Genomic DNA, 16,608 nt, shown 5'->3' on the forward strand with positions numbered 1-16,608 from the left:
CAAAACCTTATAAATTTGAGTTTAAATATACATAAAAAGAAGCTGATCCTCCATTTCTGGCTGAGGGACAGCTTCTTTTTAATGATAATAAATATGATGCAGCTATGAAGAAGCAAGTTAACGGTGGTAGTACGAGGCTTCATATTTTCCTAGACGGAGAATGCCTTCTTTTTTTTGCTTGCGGAAGGTAACGGATAATAGGAGGCGTGGAACGATGAGCCACAGATGCCAACAGATTATGCTGATCATGAGCGATTCCGAAATCCATGGATATAAGATGCCTGTCCCGCAAAGTCCTATCCAGAATAACTGGCGATGTACGCGGCGAAAAAGCTGAAGCTTAATATCGTTGGCAGGCTTAAAGCCGAACCAAGGTGGCGTGATGCCCCAGACCCAGCGGCGATCAGCTGCCTCATCCACTCGAATAAAGGTTAGCAGCAAGATAATGAGATGAATGACCTGAATGACTGCAAAGCCGAACAACCAGCTGAAAAGTCCATCTCTTCCATACATAATAAGCTGAAAAGCCACGAATATAACCGCAATAAGGATATGGCTTTGGACAAGCTCTGGCCTAATAATTTTGCGTTTAACAAGCTGGTATTGATAAATCGTTGCAGCTTGCTGCTCAGATAATGATTGACGCATCTTTCTAACATCCCTCCATAACGTTCAAGCCTGTCCTATATATATCGGTTAATTAGAGTCTTCCCGCGATAGCATACGGGTAATTTTGTATTCACCATCTGGGCTCTCGCGGCATACGATATATAAATATTTGAAATGGGCTATGAAACAAGTTTAAAAAGCTAGAATATATGCCATAATAGTAGCTATAGAGTTGGGATGAAAGGCGGGATTCGAATGCTTGAAAATCATCAGCTTCATTGTATTATATGCGGTGAGCATAAAGCCGAGGGTGAAGGAATTCGCATCGTTACTGAATTTATATGCCAATCATGCGAAATTGAAATGGTGCAAACCGACGTTAAAGATGCTAAATATCCGTTCTTTATCCATCAGATGAAGCAAATCTTCATTGAAAAAAACGCTTGAGCGAACTCTAACTATAGAATTCGCTCTTTTTTTCTTGAAATATAAGCATGTTCAAATCCTTTAAAATAGATTTAAGTTTATAGTGAAAGGAACGGCTATCTTTGATGCAATATGTACATGCTCCATTATATGAAATGCTGCTTAAACATACAGATTCGCAGCCGGTTAGTTTCCACGTACCTGGGCATCGCTACGGCGAGGCATTTAGAGTGGATAAGCCTGAGTTGGAAGGCGAAGGGCTGGAGCCCATTTTTATAAAAGAAATGAAAGAGACTTTTGCAGCGATTATGAAGCTGGATGTGACAGAACTGTCCGCTACGGATGATTTGCATCATCCGGAGGGAGCCATTGCCGAAGCGCAAAGCTTGGCAGCACGCTGCTTTGGCGCGGAGGAAAGCTTTTTTCTCGTGGGAGGGAGCACCTCTGGCAATCTAGCTATGCTGCTGGCTGTATGTGAGCCTGGGGATTATATTCTTGTACAGCGCAACGTGCATAAGTCAGTCATTAACGGCTTGAAGCTGGCGGGTGCCAGGGCGGTATTTATAATGCCGCAAATCGATGAACCCACAGGAATTGCGACGCAGCCTTCCCTAGCACAGGTGGAGATGACGATGGACTTATACCCGCAGGCGAAAGCTGTATTTCTCAATAATCCTAATTACTATGGGATGAGCGTGAACCTCCAGCCTTACGCTGAAGCGATTCATCAGGGAGGCATGCTGCTGCTTGTCGATGAAGCGCATGGTGCCCATTACGGCCTGCATCCTGAGCTGCCAGGCTCAGCGATTGCGGCCGGAGCTGATGCCGTCGTGCAGTCCACTCATAAAACGCTCACTGCACTTACAATGGGAGCGATGCTTCATGTGCAGGGGGAGCTTATTAACCGATTCGCAGTACGGGAAGCTTTAGCTACGATCCAAAGCTCAAGCCCTTCTTTTCCAATAATGGCCTCGCTTGATATTTCCCGTGCAATGATAGAGGCAGCAGGAGCTGGATGGTTTGAAGATGCGCTAGCTGCTGCGGCATATTTGCGTATGGGAATAGAAGAGAGCTGTGCGGCAATTGAGATATTAACACCGTATGCTGATAGGTTAGCAGTATCTCCTGTTTACAATCAATTAGATCCATTGCGAATTGTATTATGGGATCGAACGGGTGCGTTAAGTGGTTTTGAGATATTGAAGCTGCTGGAACAGCAGGGGTGCTGGGCAGAAATGGCGGATACGCGCCATGTCGTTCTTTTGCTGGGAATAGGCATTCAGTTCGTGGACGTGGATCGTCTTATTCAAGCCTGTCAGGCGGTAGAGATGATTATCGCTTCTAAAGGACGGGTAATAGCTGAACAACCGCCTGCAAGAGCTGGGAGCCCTCTGTTTTTACCAGAATCGGTAGAGCCTATTACCTTTTCGAGAGCAAGTATTGGGTCCGTGGTAAGAGTAAAGCTGGAAGATGCGGTAAATTGTAGGGCGGCAGAGATGGTCGTTCCTTATCCTCCAGGCATACCAATTGTATATCCCGGAGAACGGCTGACTGTGGAAATACTGGGCTATATAAAGGAGCTTGCAAGCAGTGGAGCGAAGTTCCAAGGAGCGGTAGATCCAGCCATGCAATCCATTGCAATCGTGGAATAAATATGATTAAGCGGCAAAAGCTCGTATACAAGGGAAAGTCGCTTTGTTAAAATGGAAGTAAGCATTTCGCTGAAAAATTCAGTTTCATAGATTAGGAGTTACGAACCGTTGAATAAGGGTATTTTCATTACAATAGAAGGCGGCGAAGGAGCGGGGAAAACGACACTGATTGAGCAGCTTGCGCATAAGATGCAGCAGCAGGGCAAAGCAGTGTTGACCACTCGTGAGCCGGGAGGCATTCCTATTGCGGAGAAGATCCGATCGGTCATACTGGATCGGAATCATACCGCTATGGATGCTAGGACAGAAGCACTCTTGTATGCGGCTTCAAGGCGACAGCATCTTGTAGAGAAGGTCATGCCAGCACTTACAGCAGGCAAGCTTGTTATTTGCGACCGTTTCGTGGACAGCAGCCTAGCCTATCAGGGACATGCGCGCGGACTTGGCATGGAAGAGGTATGGTCGATTAACCAGTTTGCAATTGAAGGTGCGATGCCGCAGCTCACGATTTACATGGATGTGACGCCAGAGGTAGGTCTTGCCCGTATTGGACAATCGGATGAGCGTGAGATTAATCGGCTTGATTTGGAGGAAATCGCTTTTCATGAGCGAGTAAGGGAAGGTTATTTTATATTGCTGGAGAAGTTTCCTGAACGAATAGTCCGAGTCGATGCGAATCAGGAGCCGGATATTGTGCTCAACGATGTTTTGACCGCAATAGAGAGCCGGATCTAGCATTTATTTGGATAAAGCAGAGTTAACAGTTTACGTTTAAACGACAACAAATAATGGGAGGAATCAGGATGAAATTAGTCATTGCGATTATTCAGGATAAGGATAGCAACCGCTTGTCGAATGCGCTTGTGACAGAAGGATTTCGGGCAACGAAGCTGGCAAGTACGGGCGGTTTCCTGCGCGCTGGCAATACAACATTTATGATTGGTATTGAAGACGAGCGCGTACATGAAGTGTTTCAAGTGATTAAAACCAACTGCAAAGTGCGCGATCAACTAGTTACGCCTGTATCGCCAATCGGCGGCTCAACGGATTCTTATATTCCTTTCCCTGTAGAAGTACAAGTTGGTGGGGCTGCTGTATTCGTCGTTCCGGTAGAACGCTTTGAACATTTCTGATTGGACGTGATAACGGGTGAAAATTGATCCAGGCTTTCGTCCGCTTGGGGCGAATCGCGCGAATAACGACCTAGCTTCCAAGCAGCCGCAGATGAAGAGCTTCGGCGATGTTATGGTTCAGCAGGAAGCACAGCGGACACAAGAGCAGTTGCAGCAGAAGCTGCAGGACATTCATAGGCAGGGCGATCATTTATCCAGAGTGATGACGGTGCGCGAATTAAAGCTGTACCGCCAGATGGTAAAGAAATTTCTGGAGGACACCGTTAGGCGCGGTATTGGGCTTAAAGAGCTGAGAGGCTTTGACCGCCGAGGCCGCACGAAGCGCTACAAGCTGCTTGACGAGATTGATGCAGAGCTCGTTAACATGGCCGAGGAGCTGCTGGAGACCGAAGAAGGGCGTATTGAATTGCTAGCCCGAATTGGTGAAGTGCGTGGCATGCTAATTAATTTATTGTTTTAGGTCGGGAAGGCTTCGATCGAGGAAGGAATATTTGAGCTTATGAGCATGGAGCAGCTAACCGGTCAATGGAAAGCGAAGCGTATTTTACAGCATGCGCTGCAAAGCGGTAAAGTGTCGCATGCTTATTTATTTTATGGACCGAAGGGCAGTGGCAGACTGGCGATGGCGGAAGCTTTCGCTAAAGCATTATTCTGTACAAGCGGTGGAGATGATGCCTGTGGCCACTGCTTGGAATGCCGCAAGTTCGATAATAACAATCAGCAGGATATGATTCGAATCGCTCCGGAAGGTCAGTCGATCAAGATTGATCAAATTCGCGAGCTGCAGCGGGAGCTTGGGCTGCGGGGCAGCGGGGCGAAACGAAAAGTATACATGATTGAGCGAGTAGAGACGATGACGCTTCAAGCGGCGAACAGCCTACTGAAATTTTTGGAGGAGCCGCTATCCCCTGTTGTAGCGATATTAATAACCGATAATGGACAAGCTGTTCTGCCGACCATTCGTTCGCGCACACAGTGGGTGCCGTTCCTCCCGATGTCTTCCGCCGAGATGCTTCAAACGTTAACAAATGAAGGACTGCCCTCCATTCTTGCCCGCGCAGCTGTACAGCTGAGCTCAGGATTGGACGGTGCTAGGGAAATCATCCAGCAGAATCAGTTTGCAGAAATCCGAAACGTAGTGATACAATTAGGGAAGGACAGTCTGACCCGATTCACCGCGGCAATGATTACCGTCCAGCAGCAGTTCATTAAGAAGGATATTGGTGAAGATCCACAACTGCTGTTATCTCTGTTTGTATTATGGTTTAAGGACATGATTAAATTTCAGGCCGGAAGGCAAGAAGATATTGTATATATAGATCAGTTGGAATGGATAAGCAAGCATGCATTCAGCCGGCCAGTTGAAGGCTGGGTCACTTGCATGGAGCATACACTCGAAGCAAGCAAGCGTATTCGGTCGAATGTATCTGCTCAACTCGCTTTAGAGCAATTAATGGTAAACTTACAGGAGGGCTAAATCCTTGTATAATGTCGTGGGTGTCCGCTTTAAGAAGGCGGGTAAGATTTATTACTTTGATCCAGCCCTGCATCCCGTTGACAAGGACCAGCATGTCATTGTTGAGACGGCCAGGGGGATCGAGTATGGCAAAGTAGTGGTTGGACAAAAGCAAGTCGGTGAATCGGATGTTGTCCTTCCGTTAAAGCGCGTTATACGAATCGCCAGCGACGTGGATGCGAAGGTAGTAGAAGAGAATCGTTCTGCTGCTCAAGCTGCATTCTCAACCTGTTCAGACAAAATAAAAGACCATCAGCTGAAGATGAAGCTGGTTGATGTCGAATTTACGTTCGATCGCAACAAGATCATTTTTTATTTTACAGCTGAGGGCAGGGTAGATTTTCGCGAGCTTGTGAAAGATTTGGCTAGCGTATTTCGTACCCGGATCGAGCTGCGGCAAATCGGGGTTCGTGACGAGGCGAAGATGCTTGGCGGCATCGGACCATGTGGGCGGATATTATGCTGCTCCTCATGGCTGGGCGATTTCGAGCCAGTCTCAATCAAGATGGCGAAGGATCAGAATTTGTCGCTCAATCCGACAAAGATCTCTGGTTTATGCGGTCGCTTGATGTGCTGCTTGAAATACGAGCATGACAATTATGAAAGCTCGAGAGAAGAGCTTCCAGCCATCGGCAAAATCGTTATCACTTCGCTTGGTGAAGGCAAGGTAACGGGAATCAATGTTGGTTCCAAAACTGTGTACGTGCACTTGTTTGAAGTTTCGGGGAAACCGAAGGAACTTCCGTTAGACGATGTCATTTTGAAATGACAGCATTAAGAACAATTCATAGCATGTCCAAACGACCAAGCGCAATGCTTACAGCTAAGGTGCAAGACGATGCTTGAAGCTCTGGGGTGGGAACTTGGAGAAAAAAGAGATTTTTGTTCAAATGGATCAGCTTGATAGCCAAATGGGCGAGTTTCATCGCCAAGTTGGGGATCTGAAGCTGCGAGTGAAGGAACTGCTTGAAGAGAATAAGCGGTTAAGCATGGAAAACCATCAGCTGCGCAAAATTTTGAAACGGGAAACTGTTCCGCCACAAGTGGAGGAGCCTTTGCCAGTCAAGGCAGCAGGAGCTTCAAAATCAGCTGCGGGCAAGACGATGGGGACGAGCACAAAGGTAGAGCAGCAGGCAGAAGCAGCCGATCTGTTCACCTCCGCGGAAGATGCAGCTGCATATTCCGTAGGAGAAGGGCATGATAATTTGGCCAGACTTTACCATGAAGGCTTTCATATCTGCAATGTCTATTATGGGCATTTGCGGACAGAAGGAGATTGTCTCTTCTGCTTATCCTTCTTAAATAAATAATGCAATCGGTCAACACTATGCCGTCCTTGCTAAGAGGACGGTATCTTTATGTCAAGGGAGCAGTGGGAAAGTCGTGGAAGATCAAATCAAGCTGGAAGCCAATGAACGATTGGACGATTTAATGATGGATACCGGACTGCGAATTATCCAGAGCAGGGAAGTATTCAGCTTTTCAACAGATGCGGTACTGCTTTCCAACTTCGCAAGTATTCCGAAGAAAGGAAAGATTATTGACCTTTGTACAGGGAATGGAGTCATTCCATTGTTACTGACAGGGCGGACGAAAGCGCAAATTGATGCGGTGGAAATTCAGCCTAGACTTGCCGATATGGCTAGGCGGAGCGTTAGCCTGAATGGGCTGGAGCAGCAAATTAATATTGTAGAAGCGGATTTGCGACATTTTGCAGCGAATAAAGCGATTTATGGAACTTATGATGCGGTGACGGTAAACCCGCCTTATATGTCGGCTGAAGCAGGCGACTCTAATGAAAATGAGCATTATGCGATTGCCAGGCACGAGGTGCATGGTACCTTGCAAGATATTGTTGAAGCATGCTCAAGACTTGTGCGTCCAGCTGGAAAGGTCGCTATGGTTCACCGCCCATCACGCTTTGTAGAAATTATTGAGACGATGCGCAAGTATAAGCTGGAGCCGAAGCGGGTACAGTTCATTCATCCGAATAAAAAAGGCGAAGCGAATATGGTGCTTATTGAGGCTATGCGCGATGGAAGACCAGAGCTGAGACTGCTGCCGCCGATTATGGTATATGATACTTAACCTAGTGGAATGCTAGAAGGAGGGCTCAACAATGTTTGTACAAAAAAGCTTTAGCGGGCCACAGCAAAATGGTGCCGGGACGTTATATTTAGTCGGAACACCAATCGGAAACTTAGAGGATATGACCTTTCGCGCGATTCGCACGTTGAAAGAAGTTGATCTTATAGCTGCCGAGGATACGAGACAGACACGTAAGCTTCTTTCCCATTTTGAAATTGCTACACGCCTTGTCAGCTATCATGAACATAATAAGCAAGCGAGTGGCACTGAGCTTATAAGATTACTGCAAGAGGGCCAATCCATTGCTCTTGTAAGCGACGCGGGGCTGCCTGCTGTCTCCGATCCCGGTGCGGATTTAGTAGCCGAGGCGGTAGAGCAGGGTATTTTTGTCGTTCCGATTCCTGGTGCAAATGCGGCCTTGTCGGCTTTAATTGTATCCGGCTTGCCAACGGAGCGTTTTATGTTTGCTGGATTTCCGCCGCGCGAGAAAAGGTCGCTTGCGAAGTGGCTGCTTCAGCTTCATGCACAGGAAGGCACCTTGATGCTGTATGAGTCGCCGCATCGCTTACGGAAGACACTGGAGGCCATACTGGAGCATCTGGGAGATCGCCGCATCGCGATGGTGCGGGAGCTGACGAAACGTTTTGAAGAAATGGCGCGTGGGACAGTAACGGAATGTATCGCTTGGATTGAGGAAAATCCGCCTTTAGGGGAGTACTGTCTTATAATAGAAGGAAGTAACTCGGATGAGAATACGGGGGAACTTGCTGCCGCTTGGTGGGCGGAGCTGAGCATGGAAGAGCATGTGCAGCATTACGAAGCAGAGCTTGGACGTAAGGACGCGATTAAAAAGGCGGCTACAGATCGTGGTCTATCAAAACGTGATGTTTATAATGAAGTAAACCGCTAGCAAAACAAAAAATAGAGAAAAAAAAGACCTTCCTGGCCGGGTTCTAGCGCAGGAAGGCAATAAGGAGTATTAAAAGGTTAGAATTAACTAGTTGAATAAGGCTATTATAACCTATTTTTTTTATTTTGTCACAGGTGAAGGCATTTCTGATAAACAAATGTGACAAACAATTTTTCCTTTGAAGTAAGATACGTTCTCAGCGTTACCACAGAAGATACAAGCTGGCTCGTATTTCTTCAACATAATGCGCTCGCCGTCTACATAAATCTCTAGTGCATCTTTCTCTCCGATACCAAGCGTACGGCGAAGCTCGATAGGAATAACAACGCGACCTAATTCATCAACCTTACGGACAATACCTGTGGACTTCATCATAATAATTTGTTTCCCCTCTCATCAAAAAGTGTATTCGTCACTTTTCGACATAGTTTCTCTTTTTATGTCTACTATAATACCAACGTTTCCCATAATAGTCAACTGAAATTATTGAAGCAAATTGCAGCTACTAAGGGAGTTTGACTATATAGTAAGGTCATATTACTCTTACTATAGAATACAACAGCTTCGACATTTTGGAAACTGTTTTGCGACATTCTTCGACATATTTTTTACTTTTTTATGTCGAACCAGAGAACAAAAGGAGTTGATTTGTTGAATGAACCGACAGCTATCGGAAGAAAAAGTTTTTAAGGACCCTGTTCATAAATATATTTATGTCCAGGATCAGACAATATGGGATTTAATCAACACGAAGGAGTTTCAAAGATTACGGCGTATACGGCAGCTTGGAACCTCTTATCTCACTTTTCATGGCGCTGAGCACAGCCGATTCTCCCATTCCCTTGGTGTGTACGAAATCACTAGAAAGATTATTTCGCAATTCGAGCGGAATGGTTTTCCCGGCTGGCCGCAGGAGGAGCGGCTATTGGCGCTTTGCGCTGCCCTGCTGCATGACGTTGGTCATGGGCCACTTTCCCATTCGTTGGAGCAAGTATTCGATACCCATCACGAGCAGTGGACCTGCAGCATTCTGCTTGAGGATACCGAGGTCAATCGTGTACTACGAAATGTAGCAGACGACTTTCCTGAACATGTAACTGCTGTTATTAATAAGACATATCCAAATCCAATTGTCAGCGGGTTGATTTCCAGCCAGCTTGATGCGGACCGTATGGACTATTTATTGAGGGATGCCTATTTTACAGGCGTTAATTACGGCAACTTTGACCTGGAGCGTATTTTGCGCGTGCTCCGCCCTATAGATGGAAAGATCGTTGTTAAAGAAAGCGGCATGCACGCCGTAGAGCATTATTTGATGTCCCGCTATCAAATGTATTGGCAAATTTATTTTCATCCGGTGACAAGAAGCTCGGAAATCATCCTTAGACAAATATTTCGTAGAGCGAAGGAGCTTTATGAGGGTGGCTATGCTTTTGGCTGGATGCCGGAGCCGCTCAAACGGCTGCTTGACGGGACAATTGACGTTAAACAATATTTGAAGCTGGATGAGGCCTATTTGCAGACGGCCTTTACAGAATGGGGCGACGAGGGCGATGAGCTGCTCGCAGAGCTATGTGATCGTTTTCTGACGCGTCGCCTCTATAAATACATTATGCTGGATAAACCGGATATTAGCCTCTTTAATGAAGTAAGACAACAATTTGCAGCGATCGGATTGAATCCGGATTACCATATGGAAATTGATTTTCCATTTGATCAACCCTATGATGTGTATCAGCCCGATACGAAAAAAGGCGGAAAAGAGGAAAAGACGCCGATTTTGTTAATGGACGGGTATGAGGCTGTCAGTGAAATTTCCACGAAATCCGACATCATTCGTTCCATCACCGGGCTTCATCAGGGCCAGTCCCATTTGTATTATCCGGAAGAGAAGCTGCGTGCTTCTGCTGATCAATTAAGCGATAAAGTACGAAAGTTATTTAAAATATAGGAAAGTATTTGATTTTTCCATACTTTCTCTATATTTCTCGGACTGAAACACGCCGCCAAAGGACGGCTTTCGACCGTTTCACCTTAAACTATAATATAGAAGGAGTTTGCTGAGCTATGATTTCTTTATTCGACACACACACGCATTTGGACTCCCCACATTTTGACGAAGACCGCGAAGCCGTTATCGAAAGAGCGCGTGCAGCAGGGGTGGATTTAATGGTCAATATTGGCTTTAATAGGGAAACGATTCCAACTACGCTTGCACTTGCAGAAAAATATGATTTTATATACGCCGCGGTCGGCTGGCATCCCGTTGACAGCATTGATATGCTGCCAGAGGATCTTAATTGGATTGAGGATTTGTGCTCTAATCCTAAAGTGGTAGCCATTGGCGAAATCGGACTGGATTACCATTGGGATACGTCCCCTAAGGACGTACAACACCGTGTATTTCGCGAGCAAATTCGATTAGCCAAAAAGCTGAAAAAACCAATTATTATTCATAATCGCGATGCTCATGAGGATGTTGTCAAGCTGCTGAAGGAGGAAAATGCATCTGAAGTCGGAGGCATTATGCATTGTTTTTCCGGCAGTCCAGAAACGGCTCAAAAATGCCTAGATATGAACTTCTATATTTCGTTCGGTGGACCGCTTACATTCAAAAATGCAAGGGTGCCAAAAGAGGTGCTTGCGATGGTTCCGAGCGACCGAATTTTGATCGAAACGGATGCCCCATATTTGACCCCTCATCCATTCCGTGGGAAACGAAATGAGACGTCTTATGTGTCGCTCGTTGCGGAAGCGGCAGCAGAAATATTAGGAAAATCGGTGGCCGAAATCGCCAATTTGACGACCGAAAACGGTAAAAAATGTTTCGGAATTGAGTAAAAACGGCTATAAAAGCGAGAATAAGTGACCTTTACGGCGATAAAACTAATTTTTCATGCTGAAATAGACTCTCTTTTCCGTAAATATCCTAAAATTTCGCTTAAATCGGTTTTTATCTGATCTTTACAATTAGGCTCCGATGAAGGTATGATTCATTTCAGAGCTTTAAATTTTTGTATTGGATTTCCAGTTTGCGCTTAATCTTCGAACTTTGGAGAGCGGGGGAACCAGGCACGATGCTGTGAGGAAATTACGGATCACATTGCACGCGCACTTGAATTTCTTCTAGGGGTGAATTTGGCGGGGATTGCCATGAGCATTCTTCCGACGATAGGGCAGCTCTCTTGCCCGAACCCGACAGCTAACCTCGTAAGCGTTTATAGAGAGTGATCAACCTCGTGCATCCACCATTCCTGAATAGTCTATTCGACGTTCCCAGGAAGCCACGATACAGATCCTCTGTCGACGGGCTTTCTTTTTATTTTTGAATATTGGGTAAACCGTCGTCATAGGGTAAATCTAGGAGGTTGCAGAGGAAATATACTGGAGCGTGCTAGAAGCACGCCAATATACTATAGTCGCGTCAATGGTATCATGCGTAATTCGACGGCGGGGCTATGAAGGAGGACCGATGAAGTGGGCATTATTCAAGCAAGTGAGACCCATGGGAAACGATCATCCAGCATGTCTTTCGCATTGCGATGGAAGCGTGAAAACTTGCGTTTGATTCTTTTGAGTACTACGATCTCAATCGCTATGACTTTCATGTTTTTGGTGTTGTTGTACGGATCGGCTGACAAAAGCGTATCCGTAGTAGTGAATGGACAAGAAACTGTTGTTTCAACGAAACAATGGGTCCTGCAACGCCTACTGGATGAACAAGCTATTACAATTGGCCCGCATGATGAGGTATCTGTACCTCTGAATACGGCAGTAAAGGAAGGGGACCGCTTTGAGATTAAGCATGCGGTACCGCTACTTGTAAAAGCTGATGGCAAGACATCAACGGTGTACACGACAGAGAAAACCGTGCAGGCAGCGATAAAGAAATTAAATATTCCTGTTGAAGATGATGATAAAGTATTACCTTCGCTTGGCTCGGGCGTCAGCGCGGATATGACCGTAACGGTCATTCGCGTCGATACGAAGCTAGGCAAGTCGTCCAGCACAACACCGTTCACCATTGTGAAGAAGGAAGATCCGAACCTGGAAGTAGGCAAGGAAAAGGTTGTGCAGACGGGCAAAGAAGGCGTCGTAACGATCAAAATTGAGAAGCAGTTTGAAGATGGCGTGCTTGTCTCCAAGAAAGTGGTAGACAAGGTAGTCGAATCGGCTGCGGTTAATCAGGTCGTTGCAATCGGTACGAAAAAGCCGGAGCCTAAGGTTACTGTGCTGTCCACAGCGACAACCAGCAACAATGTATCGGTAGACGGCACCACGCTCACATCCAAAAAGGTGCTTAGCAACGTCACCTTGACGGCTTATTCAGCTGGCTTAGCTTCGACGGGCAAGAGCGAAGGCCACCCGGATTACGGTATTACGGCTTCAGGTGCTAAAGTATCGGAAGGACGGACGATTGCCGTTGACCCGGATGTCATTCCACTCGGTTGGTGGGTGTACATCGAGGGTATTGGTTTCCGCCGCGCTGAAGATACCGGAAGTGCGATCAAGGGCAATAAGATCGATGTATATTTTGACAGTGAAAAGCAAGCTAATCAATTCGGGAAGAAAAAAGGTTTTACCGTCTATGTGATTGGTCCTAATAAGCCATCGCTTAGCTAATTAGCATCAGTTCTTTATGGATTGTGCTCTAGTTTATCGCAATTATAAGCTAAATATGACAGGTTACGGAAGAGGCCTTGCCTCTTCTTTTTGTTTGCGTAAGATTCGCTTGAATAGCTAATTGGGGGTATAATAAAACAGACGCGAATGAGCGGGTTGTTGTTGCAGCAATCGCCCATTTTTTTGAAATATATGCATGTATAAGTTTCCCTTTGCGAAAGGATTGTTCGATGTGATCAAGGAAATGATTGTAGTAGAAGGCAAAGAGGATACGGTGGCGATTAAGCGGGCCGTTGAAGCCGATACGATTGAGACGAATGGATCGGCCATTGGTGAGGATGTGCTGCGGCGCATTGCGCTGGCACAGGAGCGCCGTGGCGTTATTATATTTACAGATCCGGATCATGCAGGAGAGCGTATTCGCAAAATCGTCGCTCAGCGCGTACCGGGCTGCAAGCATGCTTTTTTACCGCAGGAGCTGGCCTCCTATAAAGGGGATATCGGCATTGAGAATGCGGCTCCTGATGCAATCAGGCAGGCGCTCTCGGAGCTGCGGACAGAAACGGCTGAAAGCGTGGGGGCCATTACTTGGGATGATTTGATGGCGGCTGGCTTAATCGTGCATGAGGAAGCGGCGAAGCGGCGGCTGGTTATGGGCAAGCTGCTGGGCATCGGCTACGCTAATGGGAAGCAGTTCTATAAGCGCTGCACAAGCTTCTGCATTACGCGCGAGGAGTTTGAGAAGGCGCTGCAAGCCATGGAACAACAGGAACAGGGGTGACGAGGGCGTATGACGGAGCAACAAGGGTTGAATAAAAGCGCGGTTAAGACCGCAGAGGTAGCCACGCCTAAACGGACGAAGGAAATAATTGCAAAGTACGGGTTTTCCTTTAAGAAGAGCTTAGGACAAAACTTTCTCATTGACCAAAATATATTAAACAATATAGTCAGTGCAGCTGAGCTTGACGAGACAAAAGGGGCACTTGAGATCGGCCCTGGTATCGGAGCGTTGACGCAGCGCCTTGCGGCAGTTGCGGGTACCGTAACTGCTGTTGAAATCGACAATCGGCTTATTCCGATTTTGCATGATATTTTCGAAAACGAGGCGAATGTGGGCATCGTGCACGGCGATGTGCTCAAGCTAGACCTGAAGCAGCTGTTCGAAGAGCGTTTCAGCGGCGTAACGGGCGTCAGCGTCGTGGCGAACCTGCCTTATTACGTGACGACCCCAATTCTGATGAAGCTGCTGGAGGAGCGCCTGCCGCTGGAAAATATCGTCGTCATGATTCAGAAGGAAGTCGCACAGCGGATGGCAGCGAAGCCGGGCGGCAAGGAATACGGCAGCCTGAGCGTGGCTGTGCAGTATTATTGCGAGCCTAAGCTCGTCTGTACAGTTCCTCATACGGTGTTCATACCTCAGCCGAATGTAGACTCGGCGGTTATTAAGCTTGCGCTGCGGGACAAGCCGGCTGTTGATGTGCCCGATGAGGCACATTTCTTCCGCATTGTGCAGGCCAGCTTCGCACAGCGCCGCAAGACGCTCTACAACAATTTGACGGCGCTTGTGGGCAAAGAACAGCGGGAGGCGCTGACAACGCTGCTGCAGGGGCTTGCGATCGATCCTGCGCGGCGGGGTGAAACGCTGTCACTGGAGGAATTCGCCAAGATCAGCCGCGCATTTTTGGAAGTGGGCTGGAGAGGCTAAATAAAGATGGGCGCCGCCGGGCAATGGCTCCGGGGCGCCCGTTTGATTTTTCCGCACACTACACGCCATTTGCCCATAGGATAGACGAAGAGGTGATTTACCTATGGAGCAAGGGGAGCTGGTCGTCCGCAAATCGTATGGCGGTGACGTGCTATTCCGCGTAGAAGCTGTTCGAACGGATCATGCCCTGTTGAAAGGCACGGATTACCGATTGCTTGCGGATGCACCGATTCCTGATTTATCGGTTGTTCGCGATCCAAAGAAAGAAAAAGCTACGCAGCTGGTCCGAGTGAAAGTAAATGACTCGCTCAGCCGCATACGTCAGCAGCATGAGCAAATGGCCGTTCAGGTGAAGGCGGATATTCGGCATGCGATGCCACAAAGCCAGCCTTTCTTCGAGGTGCCCGGCAAAGTGCTGCATTTGGACGGTGACGGCAATTATTTGCGTAAAAGCATGCAGCTGTACCAGACGATGAACGTACCGGCGCATGGCGTGCATGCGCATGAGTCACAGATGGCTGATTTGCTTTATCGGCTGCTGCCTCAAGTGAAGCCGGACATTGTGGTCATTACGGGGCATGACGGCGTGCTAAAAACAAGGCTGGAAGCAGATCTGCACAGCCTGAGCAGCTATAAAAACTCGCAGAGCTTCTATAACGCGGTCCGCGTAGCGCGGGATTACGAGAAGAATCGCGACGGCCTTGTCGTCATTGCAGGAGCGTGCCAGTCGCATTTTGAAGCGCTGCTGCAAGCCGGCTCGAACTTCGCAAGCTCGCCCGGGAGAATTTTGATTCATGCGTTAGACCCGGTATACATTGCAATCAAAGCAAGCTATACGTCCATACGCGATACCATTAACCTGGCAGATGTCATTCATGGCACGATCAGCGGTATTGATGGCGTAGGCGGCATTGAGACGCTGGGAAGGTACCGCATTGGCTTGCCAAAGCCTAAAATTAAGGCAGCAGAGTCATCCTTGCAAAGCATTTCTTAACAAATGGCCGAGTGCAGTTGAGACTCGCAACCGTTCTCGGCTCCATTGATTTCATAATTTTTCGATAAATTATTCATGGAATGATAAAAATGGATGAAAACACCGTTGACAATTAAATAAGTTGACTGATATAATATTTTGCTTTGTTTGACAACCCCTCTCCATTTTGTTATAATGGACAAGGAAAGAGGTGGTAGTGGACAATGGCAAAAAATGCCCTACTGGATATAAAACGCAATTTGGAAGCTCATGTGGGCTCCAAGATTCGTCTGCGAGCAAATGGCGGTCGTCGTAAGACCGTTGAGCGCACCGGTGTGTTGGAAGAAACCTACCCTTCTGTTTTCATTGTTAAACTGGATCAGGAATCGCAGTCATTCAAGCGTGTTTCCTACAGTTATGCGGATATACTGACGGAGTCGGTGGAAGTGACCGTATGCAATGATGAAGGTCAAGTCCGAATTACCCAGACATAACATCAGATCTATAGATGCCGATAGGCTATACTAAACGCGGAGACGAAAGTTCTTCGCGTTTTTTTTCATTTTCCAAGCTGGAAGCGGTCGGTTGGTGGTCAAGCGTATAGGGCGGCTAGGTTGTCGCATACTAAGGGGGCATAACCAATTCAGCAGCAAGGGAGGGCCTCACGCATGAGCCGTAGAAGACGCAGTGTAATGTCCGAGGAATTGAAGTATGAGCTGGCGAAGGATCTAGGTTTTTATGATACGGTACAAAAGGAAGGCTGGGGCGGCATACGCGCCAAAGATGCTGGCAATATGGTCAAGCGGGCGATCCAGATGGCGGAGCAAGCCGCGGCAAATGGAATCAATCGGCCTTAACTGGGCATCTGGAATGCAACGCAAAAACGGCAATAATCGGCTAAGAGTCGCCGCTCTGTATATAAGCGGCAGGACTCTTAGCTTTTCTTCTGCCCGTTTGCTATAATATTGGATAA

Annotated in this window: 20 protein-coding genes and 1 riboswitch; of the genes, 18 read left to right on the forward strand and 2 right to left on the reverse strand. The window is 47.2% G+C overall.

Annotated features, from left to right (window positions below; all coding sequences use genetic code 11):
* Positions 1-117 precede the first annotated feature (117 nt).
* Complete coding sequence (locus ACSR9A_RS02175) at positions 118-648, reverse strand: transposase (protein ID WP_338553784.1); 531 nt, start codon at positions 646-648, stop codon at positions 118-120.
* Positions 649-864: 216 nt separating this feature from the next.
* Between ACSR9A_RS02175 and ACSR9A_RS02180 the strand changes: the two genes are divergently transcribed.
* The 10 genes from ACSR9A_RS02180 to rsmI all read left to right on the forward strand — a co-directional run bounded on the left by ACSR9A_RS02180 (position 865) and on the right by rsmI (position 8,334).
* Positions 865-1,056: a sigma factor G inhibitor Gin gene (locus tag ACSR9A_RS02180; protein WP_081418785.1), complete on the forward strand. Its 192-nt coding sequence runs from the start codon at positions 865-867 to the stop codon at positions 1,054-1,056.
* A gap of 104 nt (positions 1,057-1,160) precedes the next feature.
* Positions 1,161-2,687: an aminotransferase class I/II-fold pyridoxal phosphate-dependent enzyme gene (locus ACSR9A_RS02185; RefSeq protein WP_473755463.1), complete on the forward strand. Its 1,527-nt coding sequence runs from the start codon at positions 1,161-1,163 to the stop codon at positions 2,685-2,687.
* Between the two features lie 108 nt (positions 2,688-2,795).
* Positions 2,796-3,422 (forward strand): dTMP kinase, encoded by a 627-nt coding sequence (gene tmk, locus ACSR9A_RS02190; protein WP_473755388.1) that lies wholly within the window; start codon positions 2,796-2,798, stop codon positions 3,420-3,422.
* A gap of 68 nt (positions 3,423-3,490) precedes the next feature.
* Positions 3,491-3,820 carry a cyclic-di-AMP receptor gene (locus ACSR9A_RS02195; RefSeq protein ID WP_099517854.1) on the forward strand — a complete coding sequence of 110 codons (330 nt, stop codon included), beginning with the start codon at positions 3,491-3,493 and terminating at the stop codon, positions 3,818-3,820.
* A 16-nt stretch (positions 3,821-3,836) separates the two neighbouring features.
* The gene (locus ACSR9A_RS02200; RefSeq protein WP_338553787.1) at positions 3,837-4,280 is read left to right on the forward strand and encodes a YaaR family protein; all 444 of its coding nucleotides are present in this window, start codon (positions 3,837-3,839) and stop codon (positions 4,278-4,280) included.
* A 39-nt stretch (positions 4,281-4,319) separates the two neighbouring features.
* Entirely contained in the window at positions 4,320-5,297 is a 978-nt protein-coding gene (holB, locus tag ACSR9A_RS02205; protein ID WP_473755389.1) for a DNA polymerase III subunit delta', read from the forward strand.
* Positions 5,298-5,301: 4 nt separating this feature from the next.
* Complete coding sequence (locus ACSR9A_RS02210) at positions 5,302-6,105, forward strand: PSP1 domain-containing protein (RefSeq protein ID WP_046234497.1); 804 nt, start codon at positions 5,302-5,304, stop codon at positions 6,103-6,105.
* 121 nt (positions 6,106-6,226) lie between these two features.
* A complete protein-coding gene (locus ACSR9A_RS02215) occupies positions 6,227-6,646 on the forward strand; it encodes an initiation-control protein YabA (RefSeq protein ID WP_445933818.1) in 420 nt (139 codons plus the stop codon).
* Positions 6,647-6,767: 121 nt separating this feature from the next.
* Positions 6,768-7,424, forward strand: coding sequence for a tRNA1(Val) (adenine(37)-N6)-methyltransferase (locus ACSR9A_RS02220; protein WP_473755464.1), 657 nt, complete (start codon positions 6,768-6,770; stop codon positions 7,422-7,424).
* A gap of 31 nt (positions 7,425-7,455) precedes the next feature.
* A complete protein-coding gene (gene rsmI / locus ACSR9A_RS02225) occupies positions 7,456-8,334 on the forward strand; it encodes a 16S rRNA (cytidine(1402)-2'-O)-methyltransferase (RefSeq protein ID WP_473755390.1) in 879 nt (292 codons plus the stop codon).
* Between the two features lie 120 nt (positions 8,335-8,454).
* On the opposite strand, the gene ACSR9A_RS02230 is transcribed toward rsmI, so the two are convergent.
* Complete coding sequence (locus ACSR9A_RS02230) at positions 8,455-8,709, reverse strand: AbrB/MazE/SpoVT family DNA-binding domain-containing protein (protein WP_012772023.1); 255 nt, start codon at positions 8,707-8,709, stop codon at positions 8,455-8,457.
* Positions 8,710-8,989: 280 nt separating this feature from the next.
* On the opposite strand from ACSR9A_RS02230, the gene ACSR9A_RS02235 reads away from it, so the two are divergent.
* From ACSR9A_RS02235 to ACSR9A_RS02270, 8 genes are all read left to right on the forward strand, one after another.
* Entirely contained in the window at positions 8,990-10,285 is a 1,296-nt protein-coding gene (locus ACSR9A_RS02235) for an HD domain-containing protein (RefSeq protein ID WP_473755391.1), read from the forward strand.
* Between the two features lie 116 nt (positions 10,286-10,401).
* Positions 10,402-11,175 carry a TatD family hydrolase gene (locus ACSR9A_RS02240; RefSeq protein WP_341280302.1) on the forward strand — a complete coding sequence of 258 codons (774 nt, stop codon included), beginning with the start codon at positions 10,402-10,404 and terminating at the stop codon, positions 11,173-11,175.
* 184 nt (positions 11,176-11,359) lie between these two features.
* Positions 11,360-11,567: riboswitch (cyclic di-AMP (ydaO/yuaA leader) on the forward strand.
* Between the two features lie 244 nt (positions 11,568-11,811).
* Complete coding sequence (locus tag ACSR9A_RS02245) at positions 11,812-12,957, forward strand: resuscitation-promoting factor (protein WP_473755392.1); 1,146 nt, start codon at positions 11,812-11,814, stop codon at positions 12,955-12,957.
* Between the two features lie 232 nt (positions 12,958-13,189).
* Positions 13,190-13,738, forward strand: a complete 549-nt coding sequence (gene rnmV, locus ACSR9A_RS02250; protein ID WP_056034944.1) for a ribonuclease M5 — start codon at positions 13,190-13,192, stop codon at positions 13,736-13,738.
* A gap of 9 nt (positions 13,739-13,747) precedes the next feature.
* On the forward strand, positions 13,748-14,662 hold the full coding sequence (gene rsmA / locus ACSR9A_RS02255; protein ID WP_341280305.1) for a 16S rRNA (adenine(1518)-N(6)/adenine(1519)-N(6))-dimethyltransferase RsmA: 915 nt from the start codon (positions 13,748-13,750) through the stop codon (positions 14,660-14,662).
* A 103-nt stretch (positions 14,663-14,765) separates the two neighbouring features.
* Positions 14,766-15,656: a sporulation peptidase YabG gene (gene yabG, locus ACSR9A_RS02260; RefSeq protein ID WP_341280306.1), complete on the forward strand. Its 891-nt coding sequence runs from the start codon at positions 14,766-14,768 to the stop codon at positions 15,654-15,656.
* 203 nt (positions 15,657-15,859) lie between these two features.
* Complete coding sequence (gene veg / locus ACSR9A_RS02265) at positions 15,860-16,129, forward strand: biofilm formation stimulator Veg (protein ID WP_056034935.1); 270 nt, start codon at positions 15,860-15,862, stop codon at positions 16,127-16,129.
* A 174-nt stretch (positions 16,130-16,303) separates the two neighbouring features.
* Positions 16,304-16,492 carry a small, acid-soluble spore protein, alpha/beta type gene (locus tag ACSR9A_RS02270; RefSeq protein WP_056034932.1) on the forward strand — a complete coding sequence of 63 codons (189 nt, stop codon included), beginning with the start codon at positions 16,304-16,306 and terminating at the stop codon, positions 16,490-16,492.
* The last annotated feature ends 116 nt before the right edge of the window (positions 16,493-16,608 follow it).

The sequence above is a fragment of the Paenibacillus sp. R-74696 genome (assembly GCF_055814915.1).